This is a genomic window from Acinetobacter sp. 24-47-47, from assembly GCF_057737035.1.
This window is the reverse complement of the sequence record NZ_CM173216.1, coordinates 472,553-489,017: the sequence shown is the minus strand read 5'-3', so window position 1 is coordinate 489,017 and position 16,465 is coordinate 472,553. Positions and strand designations below refer to the sequence as shown.

At 40.7% G+C, this 16,465-nt stretch carries 9 protein-coding genes; 7 read left to right on the top strand and 2 right to left on the bottom strand.

From position 1 onward, the window contains the following. Positions 1–20: 20 nt before the first annotated feature. From leuS to AC1M9E_RS02250, 7 genes are all read left to right on the top strand, one after another. Positions 21–2,642 (top strand): leucine--tRNA ligase, encoded by a 2,622-nt coding sequence (gene leuS / locus AC1M9E_RS02280; protein ID WP_488224981.1) that lies wholly within the window; start codon positions 21–23, stop codon positions 2,640–2,642. A 243-nt stretch (positions 2,643–2,885) separates the two neighbouring features. Beyond that, entirely contained in the window at positions 2,886–3,449 is a 564-nt protein-coding gene (locus AC1M9E_RS02275; protein ID WP_035270158.1) for an LPS-assembly lipoprotein LptE, read from the top strand. Positions 3,450–3,455: 6 nt separating this feature from the next. Continuing rightward, positions 3,456–4,442, top strand: coding sequence for a DNA polymerase III subunit delta (gene holA / locus AC1M9E_RS02270; protein ID WP_035270157.1), 987 nt, complete (start codon positions 3,456–3,458; stop codon positions 4,440–4,442). Between the two features lie 123 nt (positions 4,443–4,565). Next, positions 4,566–5,918 carry a MacA family efflux pump subunit gene (locus tag AC1M9E_RS02265; protein ID WP_035270155.1) on the top strand — a complete coding sequence of 451 codons (1,353 nt, stop codon included), beginning with the start codon at positions 4,566–4,568 and terminating at the stop codon, positions 5,916–5,918. 2 nt (positions 5,919–5,920) lie between these two features. Next, positions 5,921–7,897: a MacB family efflux pump subunit gene (locus tag AC1M9E_RS02260; RefSeq protein WP_035270153.1), complete on the top strand. Its 1,977-nt coding sequence runs from the start codon at positions 5,921–5,923 to the stop codon at positions 7,895–7,897. Positions 7,898–7,909: 12 nt separating this feature from the next. After that, positions 7,910–9,325: an efflux transporter outer membrane subunit gene (locus tag AC1M9E_RS02255; protein ID WP_481587143.1), complete on the top strand. Its 1,416-nt coding sequence runs from the start codon at positions 7,910–7,912 to the stop codon at positions 9,323–9,325. A 175-nt stretch (positions 9,326–9,500) separates the two neighbouring features. After that, on the top strand, positions 9,501–10,532 hold the full coding sequence (locus tag AC1M9E_RS02250) for a formylglycine-generating enzyme family protein (RefSeq protein ID WP_481587142.1): 1,032 nt from the start codon (positions 9,501–9,503) through the stop codon (positions 10,530–10,532). Between the two features lie 50 nt (positions 10,533–10,582). On the opposite strand, the gene AC1M9E_RS02245 is transcribed toward AC1M9E_RS02250, so the two are convergent. Continuing rightward, complete coding sequence (locus AC1M9E_RS02245) at positions 10,583–13,549, bottom strand: hypothetical protein (RefSeq protein WP_488224980.1); 2,967 nt, start codon at positions 13,547–13,549, stop codon at positions 10,583–10,585. Beyond that, positions 13,542–16,358, bottom strand: coding sequence for a type VI secretion system Vgr family protein (locus AC1M9E_RS02240; protein ID WP_488224979.1), 2,817 nt, complete (start codon positions 16,356–16,358; stop codon positions 13,542–13,544). The genes AC1M9E_RS02245 and AC1M9E_RS02240 overlap by 8 nt, the downstream gene beginning before the upstream one ends. Between the last annotated feature and the right edge of the window lie 107 nt (positions 16,359–16,465).

The window sequence follows — 16,465 nt, the reverse complement described above, 5'->3', positions numbered from 1 at the left end:
CGTTCTCTTGTATTACGTATATGACTACTCACATTGACTCTGAATACCAAGCCAGTGCGATTGAGCCCCAAGTTCAACAGAACTGGGAATCTCGCAAAGCCTTTAAAGTTGCCGACACTGTAGAAGGTCCACGTCGATATATCCTCTCGATGTTCCCTTACCCAAGTGGCAAACTGCATATGGGTCATGTACGTAACTACACGATTGGTGACGTGATCAGCCGCTTCCACCGTTTAAAAGGTGAAACTGTATTACAACCAATGGGTTGGGATGCGTTTGGTTTACCTGCTGAAAATGCTGCGATTGCACACCAAGTTGCACCGGCAAAATGGACCTTTGAAAATATCGATTACATGCGTAATCAGCTTAAAAAATTAGGTCTTGCGGTTGATTGGGATCGTGAATTTGCAACGTGTACACCAGAATATTATCGTTGGGAACAATGGTTATTCGTTCAGCTTTATAAAAAAGGCTTAATTTATCGTAAGCTTTCAACAGTGAACTGGGACCCTGTAGACCAAACTGTACTTGCAAATGAACAAGTAGAAAATGGTCGTGGTTGGCGTTCAGGTGCCTTGGTTGAAAAACGTGATATTCCAATGTACTACTTCCGCATCACTGACTATGCGCAAGAATTACTTGACGATTTAGACACACTCAAAGACGGTTGGCCACAACAAGTCCTTACGATGCAACGTAACTGGATTGGTCGCTCACAAGGGATGGAAATCACCTTCCCTTCAGCGAACCCAGACGTTTATGCAGATGGTTTAACAGTCTTTACCACACGTGCCGATACATTAATGGGTGTGACTTATGTTGCAGTTGCAGCAGAACATCCAATGGCATTAAAAGCTGCGGAAAATAACCCTGAACTTGCTGCATTTATCGAAGAATGCCGTATGGGTTCAGTGGCAGAAGCTGACCTTGCAACTGCTGAGAAAAAAGGCATGGCAACAGGTCTTTCTGTGAAGCACCCTGTAACAGGCGAAGAAGTTCCTGTTTGGATCGCAAACTATGTATTGATGTCATACGGTTCAGGTGCGGTGATGGCGGTTCCATCACACGATGAACGTGACTTCGAATTTGCCAATAAGTATGGCTTAACTATTAAGCAAGTCATTGATGCCAAAGGCGTTGATGATAATGATTTTGATGCGAAAGAATGGCAAGAATGGTACGGTTCAAAAGAAGGTAAATTGGTCAATTCAGGCGAATTTGACGGTTTAGACTTCCAAGGTGCATTTGATGCTTTCCTTGCAAAATTAGAACCACAAGGTCTTGCGAATGTAAAAGTTCAATTCCGTTTACGTGACTGGGGTGTATCTCGTCAGCGTTATTGGGGTTGTCCGATTCCAATGATTAACTGCCCAACCTGTGGTCAAGTGCCAGTTCCTGAAGATCAACTTCCTGTTGTACTTCCAACTGACGTTGTACCTGATGGTTCAGGTAACCCTCTCAACAAGATGCCTGAGTTCTATGAAACGAAATGTCCAAGCTGTAACGGTGATGCACGTCGTGAAACAGATACGCTGGATACATTTGTAGAATCATCTTGGTACTATGCACGTTATGCATCTCCAGACTTTACTGGCGGCATGGTAAAACCTGAAGCAGGTCAAACGTGGTTGCCTGTAAACCAATACATCGGTGGCGTTGAACACGCGATTCTGCATTTGTTATATGCACGCTTCTTCCACAAATTGATGCGTGATGAAGGCGTGGTACAAGGTAACGAACCATTCACCAACTTGTTAACGCAAGGTATGGTACTTGCTGATACCTATTACCGCGAATCTGAATCAGGTAAAAAAACGTGGTTCAACCCTGCTGACATCGAACTTGAGCGTGATGAAAAAGGTCGTATCACATCTGCAAAATACAAAGGTGATGGTCAAGACGTTATCGTTGGCGGTCAAGAAAAAATGTCGAAATCGAAAAATAACGGTATCGACCCACAAGCGATTATTGACCAATACGGCGCAGATACTGCACGTGTATTTATGATGTTCGCTGCACCACCTGATCAATCACTTGAATGGTCAGATGCAGGTGTGGAAGGTGCAAACCGCTTCTTAAAACGTGTATGGCGCTTGGCAACTGGTTTCCTTGAACAAGGTAATACTGCATCAGCGATTGATAAAGCTGCGCTTTCAACTGCGGCTCAAGACTTACGTCGTAAGACTCACGAAACCATCCAAAAAGTGGGTGATGACATCGAACGTCGTCATGCATTTAACACTGCGATTGCAGCGATGATGGAACTTCTGAATGCGAACAATAAGTTTGAAGCGAAAGATGACAACGATGTTGCTGTTGCACGTGAATCTATTACAACGCTTTTAACTTTGCTTGCACCATTTGCACCGCATTTAAGTGAAACGTTATTGGCGCAGTTTGGTATCGAGTTAAATGCAACATTATTCCCTCAAGTGGATGAATCTGCATTAACACGTAATACACAAACCATCGTGGTTCAAGTGAACGGTAAGCTTCGTGGCAAACTTGAAGTGCCTGTCGATGCATCGAAAGATGACATTCTGGCGCAAGCAAAAGCATTGCCTGAAGTACAACAATTCTTAACAGGTCCAACCAAGAAAGAAATCGTTGTTCCGAATAAATTAGTGAATTTGGTGGTTTAAGAACCTTAAAGCCTCACTGAGTAAGATATAAAGCACAGCTTTAGATCAAAGCGCAAGAAAGGGAGGTTTGGAGGGATTTAATCTCCCTTGCGAAGCATTGCTTCTCACCTCTTTTAAAAGGAGGGGAATATAAGGATTTCACAATTCCCAAACAAAGCCCGTTGCCAGTCAACGGGCTTTGCACATACAATCAGAATATTCAAAATTTATCCTGCGTCTCAGGAAATACACAGAGGATCTACAATGCATTTGAGCAAACGTTTAGCTATTGCTGTTCTAACTTTAGGCTTAAGCGCAACTATGGTCGGCTGTGGATTTCATCTAAAAGGGACCAATCCAACTTCAACGCCACTGGCTTATACAAAGCTTGAATTGGCACTCCCTGCCAATACTTCAGATTTAGAGCGTAAACTCAGTGTTTATCTCACTGCTGCAGGTGTGCAACTGAGTAATTCCAACGATGCATATGTATTACGTATCATCGACTATAAGCCAATTCGCCATGAGCTCAACGGCAAACTCATTGAAGTTCTACTCAGACTTTCTGTGACTTTCCAAATCGAAGATCGTCAAGGTAACTTGGTGACAAAACCTCGAACTTTAACTGCGACACGTACATATCAATATAATGTTGCAACCGTGAACACAGATGATCAACAAAATAAATATCTCAGTGAAATCTTAATTGACGATGTTGCTCAACAGATCTCTCGTCAAATTGCTGCAAACCGTCTGCCAAAAGCAGAAGCAAATGTACTGTTACCTGTGCAACAAACTTTTGAACCTACTGCCTCTGAAAATCCGTAACTCAGAATGAAGTTAGATTATCTACAAGCATTAAAACGTGTAAACGAAGCACGTGGTGCATGGGTATTACATGGTCAAGAACCTTTACTTGAGCAAAATCTTTTAGATGCTTTCCGTCAAAGTTGGATCATCAATCACGTGGAAAGAGAACGCTATGACATCCAAAGCGTTGCTGATTGGAAAAATGTATTTAATGCACTCAACAGCCTTTCTCTTTTTTCACAAAATCTCGCAGTAGAGGTCCATGGCAACATTAAGCCAGATGCCAATGCGTTAAAGTTACTCAAGCATTATATCCAGCATAATGAACACAACTTGTTGTTGATCATTATGCCTAAGCAAGATAGCAGTAGCTTAAAGTCGGCGTTTTTTCAAACGATTGAAGCCAATGGCGTCTTGGTTCCTCTTACAGCAACTTATGCGCAAGATCGTCAGCGTATACTCAGCATAGAAGCTGATAAAATTGGGATTCAACTGAGCCAAGATGCATGGCAATGGCTCGAAGTCCACCACGAACATAATTTATTGGCTGCTAAAAACAGCTTAATGCGTCTGGCAGACACGTTCCCCGATGTACAGCATCTTGAAATGCAACATTTGCTCGAATGCTTACAAGATCAATCACGCTATACCACTTTTGACTTAAGCGATGCATTAATTTCAGGCAACCTAAGTCAAGCGATCAAAATATACCAATATTTAGTCGAAGCTGGCGAACCACACAGTTTAGTATTATGGACGGTAAGCAAAGAAATGCGCTTACTGATGCAACTTTTTGAGCAACCACAAAATGCATTACAACTCGGCATCTGGAAAACCAAAGTCAGTCTTTATCAACAAGCCTTGAGACGTCTTAATCCCAAGCAATTTCTCACATGGCCACAATTGCTATTAAGAATCGATGCTGCCATCAAAGGCAAAAATAATGAAAATCCAGAACACCTCATGCAACAAGCCATTGCTGAATTATGTGGAAAAACCTTGTTTGCTTAGTTAACGAGCAAGGTCTATTTATAACTATAAAAATGATTATTGATTTTATTTAAGAAAAATACACTTTTTATCCTTATTTCATCATTATAATTCGCTTAATTTCCGTCATTTTTCAATATCGCCATGCAAAAAATAAAACCAACGAAATTGATTATCATCGCGATCATTACGATTGCAGCTATCGCTTTAGCTTGGTATTTCTTTAAACCTAAAGATGAGCAACCTCAGTTTATTACCGCTGAAGTGACACGTGGTGATATTGAAAACTCTGTCCTTGCAACAGGTGTATTAGAAGCGACCAAAATGGTTAGCGTTGGTGCACAGGTTTCAGGTCAGGTGAAAAAAATGTATGTGCAATTGGGCGACCAAGTCAAACAAGGTCAACTGATTGCTCAAATCGACTCCGTTCGTCAGGAAAATGATCTAAAAACAGCTGAAGCCAGCATTAAAAATCAGTTGGCTCAATTGGCAGTCAAACAAGCAAATCTGACTAAAGTTGAGGCGGAATATAATCGCCAAAAAGCCATGTATGCCCAAGATGCAACTTCTCGTGCCGAATATGAGTCCGCATTAGCAAGTTATAAAACTGCTCAAGCCGATATCGTCGCGATGAATGCTCAAATCGAGCAATCTCGATTGTCACTGGCGACGACCAAAGAAGATTTAGGCTATACCCGTATCGTTGCTCCGATGGATGGCACAATTGTGGCAATTGTGACTGAAGAAGGTCAAACAGTGAACGCGAATCAAAGCGCGCCAACCATCGTGAAATTAGCAAAACTTGACACCATGACGGTTAAGGCTGAAATTTCTGAAGCAGATGTTATGCGTGTTGAGGAAGGTCAAACTGTTTATTTCACTACTTTAGGTAATAGCGAGAAAAAGCATTACGCAACACTGCGTCAAGTTGAACCTGCACCTAACTCAATCAATACAGAAACCAACAACTCAAATTCATCTTCATCAAGCACAGCTGTGTATTACAACGCTCTATTCGATGTTCCTAATGAAGATGGAAAATTGCGTATTGATATGACTGCTCAAGTTTATATCGTGTTAGATGAAGTAAAGAATGCACTGACTATTCCATCTTCTGCTGTTCAAAGCTCTAATCGTCCTGCTCGCCAGCGTGGTGCAAATGCGGGTTCCAATGCTCAAGAACGTAATGAACAAGCTCGTGGTGAAGGGCGTGCCGAACGTTCATCAGCTGATCGTCCTAAGCGTTTAGAATTAACCGCTGAGGAAAAGAAATTAGTCGATCAAGGTAAAGCTTCCATGGCTATGGTACGCGTACTTCAAGCAGATGGCACAGCCAAACCGACCCCTGTTCTTATCGGTCTAAATAACCGTGCAACAGCACAAGTTTTACGCGGTTTAAAATTAGGCGATAAAGTTGTAATTGCGGATGGCTCTGATTCATCAAATGACTCAGCTAAACGTGGCGCACGTGGTGGCGCTGGTCCAATGAGAATGTAATTATGAGTCAGACGAGAACACCTCTACTCGAGGTCAAAAACCTGACCCGTGAATTCCCTGCTGGTGAATCTACTGTGCAAATTCTAAAAGGGGTAAATCTTGAGATTTATCCTGGAGAATTGGTTGCCATTGTAGGTCAATCAGGCTCAGGAAAATCAACACTGATGAACATCTTAGGATGTTTAGATAAACCGACCAATGGTAGCTACAAGGTTAAGGGCCGCGAAACACGTGAGCTAGAACCTGATGAACTTGCTCAATTACGCCGTGAATATTTCGGATTCATCTTCCAGCGCTACCATTTACTTGGTGACTTAAATGCAGCTGGTAATGTCGAAGTCCCTGCGATCTATGCCGGCGCTGAGGCTTCTGAACGCCATGATCGTGCAGTTCAGCTTTTGTCCGATTTAGGTCTAGGTGAAAAAACCCAAAACCGCCCGAGCCAACTTTCGGGCGGTCAGCAACAGCGTGTCTCAATTGCTCGCGCGTTGATGAATGGCGGTGATGTTATTCTCGCCGATGAGCCTACTGGGGCATTAGATAAAAACAGCGGTATTGAAGTGATGCGTATTTTACGCGAACTGAATGCCAAAGGTCATACCATCATTCTCGTTACTCATGATCACAATGTTGCCAAAAATGCGACTCGTATTATTGAGATTTCAGACGGTAATATTATTTCAGATGAACCCAATGTTCCTGAGATTGATGATGGCTTTGAACGTGAAGAATTGATTCGTGCTGAGCAAAAGAAAACATCGTCTTGGCGTTCAGCTTTAGACCGTTTAGGTGAAGCTTTCCGCATGGCGCTTCTGGCCATGAATGCTCATCGAATGCGTACTTTTTTGACCATGCTCGGAATCATTATCGGGATCGCATCTGTCGTTTCGGTTGTCGCACTTGGTAATGGATCACAAAAACAAATTTTAGAAAATATTAGTAGTTTGGGCACCAATACCATTACGGTCTACCAAGGACGTGGTTTTGGTGATAACTCCCGATCTTCTCAGGCTAAGACCTTAATCCCTGCTGATGCTGATGCGTTAGCGGAACAGCCTTACGTAGATGGTGTAAGTCCTTCAGTCAATAGTTCTGTCACGGGAAGATATAAAGATGTAGAGGCATCCACGACAGTCAATGGCGTGAGTGAAGACTTTTTCTATGTGCGTGGTTTAACATTTAAATCAGGTCAACCATTTGACAAACATAGTGTTACTGAACAAGCCCAAGATGTTGTGATTGATACCAATACCCAAAAGACATTCTTTAGCGATGGTACGGATCCTATTGGTCAAGTAATTCTATTGGGCAGTGTACCTAGTCGTATTATTGGTATTGTAGATGCTCAACAAGGTGCAATGGGTAATTCAGATAGTCTCAATGTCTATCTCCCTTACTCAACCGTCATGAGTCGAATGCTTGGACAATCGAATGTGAGAAGCATCATCGTTCGTGTAAAAGATGAATATTCAAGCACAGCTGCTGAAAATGCAATCTTGAATTTACTCGTTCAACGTCATGGTGCTCAAGATGTCTTCACACAAAATGCGGACAGTATTCGTGAAACCATCCAGCAAACTACCGCTACAATGACTTTACTTATTTCTGCGATTGCTGTGATTTCTTTGGTCGTTGGTGGTATCGGTGTCATGAACATTATGTTGGTGTCTGTCACTGAACGAACGCAAGAAATTGGTGTACGAATGGCCGTGGGTGCTCGACAAAGCGATATTTTGCAACAATTCCTGATTGAAGCCGTATTGGTCTGTATTTTAGGCGGTATCCTTGGGGTGTTGTTGTCACTGGGAATTGGTCAACTGATTACACACTTTGCTGGTGGCACGTTCCAAATGGCGTATTCAACCACATCAATAATAGCTGCATTCGTTTGTTCAAGTTTAATCGGGATCGTATTCGGTTTTATCCCAGCACGAAATGCTGCTCGTTTAAATCCTGTCGATGCACTGTCAAGAGAATAATAAGGTATAACTATGCGTAATCAACTTCATAAACTGTTCATGACCTTAGCATTAACAGGCTCTTTAGTCGGCTGTGCGGCTGTAGTGAAAACGCCTTATCAAGCTCCTGCAGTCAATATTCCACAGGGCTTTCAAAACAGCCAGCAACTCAGCCAAAATATCCACCAACAGGCTTTTCATGATCAATGGTGGACATTATTTGGTGATGCACAGCTCAACCAATTGGTTGAACAAGTAATTGCCCGTAATACTGATTTAGCTGTTGCTGGGATTAATTTGCAACAAGCACGCATTCAAGCCAAGCAATCTGAAAGTCAGCAAGGTGTGCGTATTGGCAATGCAGGTGCATCGGTCGGTCATCGCTTTAGTTTAGATGGTGATGGCGATTCTTCAAATGGTATTTCACTGAACTATCCTGGCTTAAGCTATGAGCTAGACTTGTTCGGTAAATTGGCCAATCAAACTGAAGCCTCTCGATGGGAAGCGCTTGCGACTGAGCAAGATTTACAAGCCACTGCACAAAGCCTGATTGCGACAACTGCACAATTGTATTGGCAATTGGGATATCTCAACGAACGCCTATCTGTGGCTCAACAAAATTTGGCGAGTACGCAGAAAACTTATGAATTAGTGCAAACCCAGTATCGAGCTGGGGCGGTATCAGGTCTTGATTTAACATCAGCTGAACAAGCTGTTCAAAGTCAAAAAGCTACGTTAAGTCAGATCGAACAGCAAAAAGTTGAAACTCGAACTGCTCTTGCGGTATTGCTCAATCAACCTGTGCAACAGTTGAATATCTCGGAGCCACAGCGTTTACCACACTCTGCCCTACCGCAAATTCAATCGGGCTTACCAGCTGAGCTTTTATCGCGCCGTCCTGATTTGCAAGCAGCCGAGTTACGTTTACGCAAAGCACTTGCCAATAAAGATGCGAATAAAGCCAGTTATTACCCTTCGATTAATTTAACGGGTAGTATAGCTACTGGAGGCTCAAGCACTTCGCTCAGCAATGTTCTGTCGAATCCTGCGGCAATATTGGGTGCGGGTCTTACACTACCCTTCTTGCAATGGAATGACATGAAACGTGATTTACGTGTGAACGAATTGGATTATGAAAAGTCAATTATTCAATACCGTCAGACCTTATACAAAGCTTTTGCCGATGTTGAAAATGCGTTATCTGCACGCAATGAAATAGACAAACAAGTCGCTTTACAAGAACGTAATGTTCAACTCGCTGAGAAAACGGAACAACTCACGCAAGTGCGTTATAAGAATGGTGCGATTGCGCTGAAGAACTTGATCGATGCCCAGCGCACTACTCGTGAAGCACGTTTGAGTTTGGTTCAAGCCAAACAGACTCAGTACAATGCTTATGTGATGTTACTGCAAGCATTGGGTGGCAGTCCGATTCAGCAGTTACCGTGATTTCAAGTAAAAAAGCCCGCAAGGGCTTTTTTTAAACTGATCTATTTTCAAGTTGTCTTTCAAACTACAAATACCAAAAATTTGATCATCACAATATTACAAAACCGAACTTTCTCTATTTTTATACTTTTATTATGATATCTAATATAATTTCTTTAATTTGCTGAATAATAAGATGATCAAACAAAATTTAGTTGCTCTTTTATGTTCTACAATTGCTCTGACTGCTTGTGCAAAATCTAAGACTGAATCAGCAATTTCAGAGCCAACATCAAAACATTCTGTAAGTTCTAAACAAGACCCTGTTTTACAAAAGAGAATTGATCAGCTAGTTGAAAAAACTAAAAAGAATATGATTTTTGTTGAAGGTGGCGAATATCTCATGGGAGACTTCGGACTTGTTACTCCTGAACTTGAAAAAACTGTTCCAAATAGTGCAGCTTTAAAAAATCCAAAAGGAAATACTTTAGATCCTCACGAACAAAAACTACCTTTTACTCCTGATGATGATAATAAGCCTCCTCACAAGGTAATACTTGATTCATTTGAAATGACTAATAATAAAATTACATTAGCTGATTTTTTAATTTATCTAGATGCAAATAACATTACTCATCCAGAATATTTAGACGATTATCCTAAAGCAGTATTCGATAAATTGCCAGCTGGTGCCAATTGGCAACAAAGTCAAAATTATTGTATATGGTTAGGTAAACAAATAGGGAAAAAAATGAATTTGCCAACTGAAGCACAATGGGAATATGCAGCTCGTAATAAAGGGCAATATGTTGCCTATGCAACCAACAATGGCAATATAGAAAATGGCGTTAATGTTTTCAGCTTTTCTCAATATAGAGAAATTGGTGAGAAATATGGATATCATAACTTTAGTCACCTGCCTGTATTAGGAGAAACTCCACCTAATCCTTTAGGTTTCTATGATATGGTCACTAATAATAAAGAATGGGTCCTCGATTGGTATGATGAAGATTATTATAAAACATCCGAGATAAATAACCCTAAAGGACCTAAATTTGGACAATTTAAATCTGTAAGAAGTTCAGCGGCTCAAGGAGGTGATAATGCAAAACATGGAGAGGGTATCAACATAGTTAGGAAAAAAGCTGATCCTAAAGCTGTAAGTGAAGGCACTGATGGTAAAATCCGCGATGCAAGTAAATCTTTTTCATTTAGATGCACAGCTTAAATTTTTAATGAGATTCTAATTTCCTAATTTAAATTTAGAATCTCATGAAATTAAGCGTTATAAGATTGATGAGGATTATCATTTTCTAAATCATCAAACATTTCTATATCTGAAGCTATTAGTAAATCATTGTCACTACCAGAATTATCACTTTCAAAAGCAATTAAGTTATATTCTGGGCTATCTAGAGTTACAATTGCTGCACCTAATGGATATTTTTCTATTAACGAGCATCTGAGTCGAATATACTCATCTAAGAGTGAATTGCCTGTTTTTGGTGGGGATATACATGATCGACCTTCACTAATTGCATCATTTACCTCATACTGGTTGGCTAACATTCTACCATTATTGAGAAAGAAGATAACTCGAGACTCCATCCAAGCAATTGACTCTTTAGACTTCGCACCATTAGGAGTCATATGTTGCAATGTATTATCCCAAGCTGATTTAGTCACAATAGATTTAAAAATTGTTATAATCGCTTTTTTCCGCTCAGGCATGAAATGCAGTTCTATATTATTTACGTCTATTTTTGGCCGATCGAATAGATTTGAAAAAGTCTCGTCATTCATTAATGCAAATAACAAAATACCTTTTGCTTCAGGTGTCGCATAAAGTAAAAAGTTAGAACTATTATTAATTCTTATAGCAAGTTCTTTTATCTCTCTCGATTTTTTGAACTTATTAGATAAAGTGATATACATTTCTTCAATTTGTTCAACTGTATGGTACGCAAGTTTTATACCCTCAATAATTGTTACCAGCTGAATTTCCTTCCAATAAGTAAATGCATCTTCAGCAATATAAGGTAATAATTTAGTCCCATTTTGAATTAGTTGATAATTTAAACATTTATTGAATTGAACTAACGTATTTGCACCGACAGTTAGTTCAATTTCCCCTTTAGCTCCAACGCCTGCACAAAGTGAGGCTTTAGCTTTAACTCGAAATTGCCCATCTCTAAAATAAATTTCAAAATTATATCCTGCGCCACCACCAATCTGACCAGTTAATTTTGGTGTTACAGACGCAATATTTTCAAATTTTTTGGATTCTGGTGACAGCCATTCTAGGCCTACTCCAACTTTTATCCCTCCCTCTGCACCAGCAAATACATCTATTCCTGCTTTAGCATTAGCATTCACACCTTTCTGTGATTTAACTTCTTCCCCTTCTTTAGCAACAACAAAAGTCGGGCGTTTATTCCTATTATCATAGTTTTCTGATAATGAACTTGAATTATGCTCTATGTTCCCATCTGCAGAAAGCTCAGGTTCACCTGCTAAACTGAAACCTAAATTAAGACCAATTCCCAAAGCAGCCTTAGCACCTACAAAGGCACTTACTTCACCACTAATTATAGATCTCATCGCTCCCAAATAAATATCTCTATATTTAAGACTAAATCCTGCTCGACTGGGAATACATAAATTAGCTTTGAAGGCTTTTTCAACTAGTATAAGCTTTCCTTGTGCAGTTGCATTAACTTTAACTCCAATCTCTCCTTTTAGAGGATTCCAATTAGCACTACCTGATGCAGATGCGCCACCTACTGCTCTTAACCATTGCGCATCCCTAGTTGTATCAAACGAATCGGAATGTTGAATATTCTCATAGAAAGCGCCACCTACACCATTTGGCCAATCTGCATACCCATCTTTTTTAAACCATTCATATTTAACCAGATCTAAATTCACTTTCTTAAGTTCTTCAAATCCAGCCTTTTGTAATTCTGGCGTGATTTTCTTATTCTTAACAGAATCTTGAAGTCCTTGGGTCAATTTATCTATTTTAAAATTAGCTTTGTTAAGACGTTCAAGCTTGTATTTTTGGTAACGAGACATTCTCAGATATTTGCGTTTAAAGCCCGATTGAACTCGATTAGAATCTTTAACGGAATGCGACGTAGCAACAAATAATTCCACCAAATCATTTTTGGCTTTATAATTTGTATTTAAATGAGTTTGTATTTTTTTATCTACTTCATCTATCTCTTTATCTAATTTCGCAATCTCTGCTTGATTTGCTTCACGGTTCTCTAGCAATAAAGCTCTTCTTTCTTTAAGCTCGACTGAATTATATATAACAGTCTCCAATTCCGAACTTTCTTTCTCAAACTTTGCAAAATTTTGAGGATCTAAAACACATACTTCACAGTTTAACAAATCAAATAGAAACGGTAATTTTGTAGATTGTTGCAAATTTGCTTTTGTATCAGCAGGTTTTTCAGTTTGAGCTTTAACAGCAGGCCATTTTATAGTTTGATAATTATTTGTTGAAAATGAAAAATATGGCGTAATCGAATCTAATTCCACTTGTTTTTCAATCTCCCCCTTTTTAAATTTTACAAAAATCACCTCACCTTTAATGGTATAAATAACAGGAGTTAACCCCTTAATATTTGTCTTTTTAATTTTTATATCACTTCTAGAAATTTTTTTAGGTTTGTTATTTTCCAATGTATATAAATCAAATTCTACATTTGATAATGGTTTTTGAGTATTTGCATCGATAAGCTTATAGCAATAGTACTGCTTCACTTGAATATCTAAACTTATTAATGAATTAACATTTTTAGTGATTTCAAAACCATGCAATAAAATATCAGAGTTTTGTTTAATCCGTGAAATCTTATTAGTTTGACCATTTCGTGATAACCATATTGCATACTTACCTATGGGTAAATCAATAATTTCTGTATAGCCATCATTATTTGTCTTTGAAGATCTACTTTTATAATGAGAAATAATCTCTTTTCTATCAGGAAATATATTTTTTGGGTTACCTAATTTTATTTTTTGATCTAATATATATTTATTAAACTCTTTAACATTATGTTCAGCTTTCTCAATATTAGCTAGTGTAGGTATACCAAAAATAGAATTTTGTTTTTCTTTTTCAAAATCATTTATACTCTGATCATATTTAGTAATTATATAATTTGTATTTGAAATATTTGTAACCTTACCAGTCGGTAACTCTTTAATAAATAATTTTAATCTTATTTTACTCATTTGTATTTTCTCTTAAGATTTGATAGCTATTATTTTCTTCTGGTAAATCCTCAAGTGTAATAGACACTTGCTGTGGTCCTTTTGTAACAATTTTTTTCGTTCTACCCTGATCATTAGTTTTACCTGCTATTTCCTCACCACTTGGCAAAGTAATTACATACTTACGATTTTTTATAGGTTTACCTACGGCATTTTTTGCAATATAGGTTAGATAATAATCAGGTAGTAAAGCTAATTCAGGCTGTCGTGTATTGACTTTCTCACCTCCAATAAACTTATGTTGCCCCGCCTTCGCTTCAAACTTCCCGCCCGTGGTTGGTAATATCCCAGAACTATTTAGTTTCACTTGAGAGCCGCCTGCAGTTAGATTAATTTCATTCGGACTGGTGATATAAATCGTATCTTCCGTGGAAATAATCTGCACACCCTTTCTGGCAATCAGATCAGCACCATCCCCTTGAGCTTGAATCTCGATCTTGCCTTTCCCTGCATACAGTCGTGCTCCTTCTTGAGCGGCAAATAAGCTGATCTTTTTACTGGCATGACTGAGGATGCTGTCTTGGGTGCTGGTGTTAACGCTTCCTTGTGCAATCTGGTTGATCTGCCCATCTGCACTGAGGTGGATGTCTTCGTTACTTTCTATTGCAATTGAACTTGGTGAAGCCAAGAGCATGATCGCTTGTTTGAAAGCTGCGGCTTTGCTTTGGTCTTCGCTCTCTAAGTTCTTGAGATAGCCCTGTAGGTTTTCGAGTAAGCTGAGTGGATCAGTTTGTTGATTTTTTGCCACTTCACTTAAGGCTTTGGCGTTGTTTAAGCTACTTTCGAGTTGTTGTTTAGCTTCACTTGCATCTAAATGGTTTGCTTTGGCTTGTTCTTGTTTGTAGGTGGAGATGAGTATGCCTTCGCCCGCTCGTACTGCACCCCATTGGTCAGTTCTGAGTTCGAAGCCTTCGCCTCGTCCTTCACTTTCTGCGGTTGCTTTGGGATGACTGAGATTCCCTAGGTTAAGTTGGCTCGCCCCGTGGGTGTTTTGCAGTTGAGTGGAAATTTGTCCTGTGGTGTCATCAAAGCGGAGTTGTCCATAACCTTCGCCTTGGACTTCTTTACTTTTAATCCCTGCGAGTTTTTTGGTGTCCGGCAGTTGGCCTTGACTGTCGAATCGGGTTGGGCTGCGTTGGGCTTCATGTAGGCGGCCCACCACAAAGGGACGGTCGATGTTGCCGTCAAAGAAGTCGATAACCACGATTTCATTGATTCGAGGAAGGAAGCGTGCGCCATAGCCTTCGCCTGCCCATGGGGTCAGTACATCGACCCAAGCTGAATCGGTGTCGTTGTTGTTACTGCCGGCACCGCCATCAAATTGGTGGTCTTCTGCTCGGGTAAACAGGAAGCGTACTTTGATGCGTCCCCATTCATCGACATGGATTTCTTCTCCTGCAGGTCCCACCACTTTGGCGCGTTGCGGATGGGTGCTGGGTCGATGTTGTAAGGGGTTGTATTCGGGTACGGTTTTGATGTTGCGTCGTTGTAGGATGAGTTCGCTGGCTTGGCGTTCTTGATCCTTGTGGGTTGCTTGGTTGGTGTTTGTCTTGTGTTTTGGCGTCCATTGGCTGCGTTGTAGCAGTTGTTGGACTTGTTGGTCTAAGTCTTTGGGTAGGTTGTTTTGGTTGTAGTAGCGTTTGCCAACAATGAGGAATTCTTGGTCAGCTCCGCTGTGTTGTGCAATTTCTGGGTGTCCATCGAGTTTGAACCAGTAGCCGACTTGGCTGTCTCTGACGCTGGCTTTGGCGATGAATTGTTTGCTTTGTCCGGCGTAGTAGTCGCTGAGGTGTTGGTTGAGTTTTTCGACTTGGCTGTTGCCTGATGCGGTGGCTTGGTCTTCGCCTTTGAGGTCTTGGATCCATGCAGGGCTGATGTGCCATGCTTGTTCGAGGCCTAGGCTGGCATTGTCTTGGTGGTCACTGTGTTGGTGTTTGCTTTGGACTGAGCCTGCACCTTCTTCTTGTTCGAGGGCTGTGGCTTGCCAGCGTTGTAGGTGGACTGCGGTGGGTTGTAGGCTACGTTGTCCGATAAAGCTGGTGATGCTATCAAATTGTTCTGTCGCATCACTGCGGTGGTAGCGAATGTTGCGTCGGTTAAGGGCTTGGTATTGGCTGTTGTCGTCAATCAGGCGGAGCTTTTGTGCTTCGATCGGGCTGTTGTTGCTCGGTACAATCAGTTGGGCTTCATCAATGAGCCAGTTAATGCCTTCACTGCGTAGTAAGCGAGTCAGAAAGTCGTAGTCGCTTTCGTTGCTTTGCATGATGAAGGGTCGGATGTCGTATTGTTGTTGTAGTCCACTGTGGTCTAGGCTGAGGCTCGAGGCAAAGAGTGGGCTTTTGTTTTGCCATTCTTCAAAGAGGATTTCCACCACTTCGACCACGGATTTATTCATAAATACGCGGCTGTTGCGGCGTTTGTGCCACAAGTTTGTTGCATCGTTGAGCGTGAGTTTGTAGAGGGTCAGTGCCCCATCGCTTTGTCCTTGTGAGGCTTCGGTGATGATGCCAGTGGTTCTAAACAGGGTTCCTTGATCAGTGACTTGATCGACGGCGACTTGTGTGCCGATGAATTGTTTGAGTGGAATTAAGGCATTGGTCGAGAGACAGACGAGTTCTGCTTGCACGCCTTCGTTAAGGGCATGGCTGCCATTGATACGTTGTAGGAAGACTTGGCTATTCAGCTGTGAATGACTGAATTGGATGTGGAGGGCTCTGTTTTGGGCGGTTAGGCCGAGCTGTTCCAATGCCGAAAAGATGTTGGCAAGCATGGTTATTATCTGTCTTTTATAATTTAATAAAGCTAAAGAATTTCTTAATATTTAATCAAAAAAAATACGATTTACCTAGTCTTGGTTACATAAATGAACTTTAAAAA

Excerpts from the sequence above, each read along its gene's own strand:
- leuS (WP_488224981.1), top strand. The coding sequence starts at position 21 with ATGACTACTCACATTGACTCTGAATACCAAGCCAGTGCGATTGAGCCC.
- AC1M9E_RS02275 (WP_035270158.1), top strand. The coding sequence starts at position 2,886 with ATGCATTTGAGCAAACGTTTAGCTATTGCTGTTCTAACTTTAGGCTTA.
- holA (WP_035270157.1), top strand. The coding sequence starts at position 3,456 with ATGAAGTTAGATTATCTACAAGCATTAAAACGTGTAAACGAAGCACGT.
- AC1M9E_RS02265 (WP_035270155.1), top strand. The coding sequence starts at position 4,566 with ATGCAAAAAATAAAACCAACGAAATTGATTATCATCGCGATCATTACG.
- AC1M9E_RS02260 (WP_035270153.1), top strand. The coding sequence starts at position 5,921 with ATGAGTCAGACGAGAACACCTCTACTCGAGGTCAAAAACCTGACCCGT.
- AC1M9E_RS02255 (WP_481587143.1), top strand. The coding sequence starts at position 7,910 with ATGCGTAATCAACTTCATAAACTGTTCATGACCTTAGCATTAACAGGC.
- AC1M9E_RS02250 (WP_481587142.1), top strand. The coding sequence starts at position 9,501 with ATGATCAAACAAAATTTAGTTGCTCTTTTATGTTCTACAATTGCTCTG.
- AC1M9E_RS02245 (WP_488224980.1), bottom strand. The coding sequence starts at position 13,549 with ATGAGTAAAATAAGATTAAAATTATTTATTAAAGAGTTACCGACTGGT.
- AC1M9E_RS02240 (WP_488224979.1), bottom strand. The coding sequence starts at position 16,358 with ATGCTTGCCAACATCTTTTCGGCATTGGAACAGCTCGGCCTAACCGCC.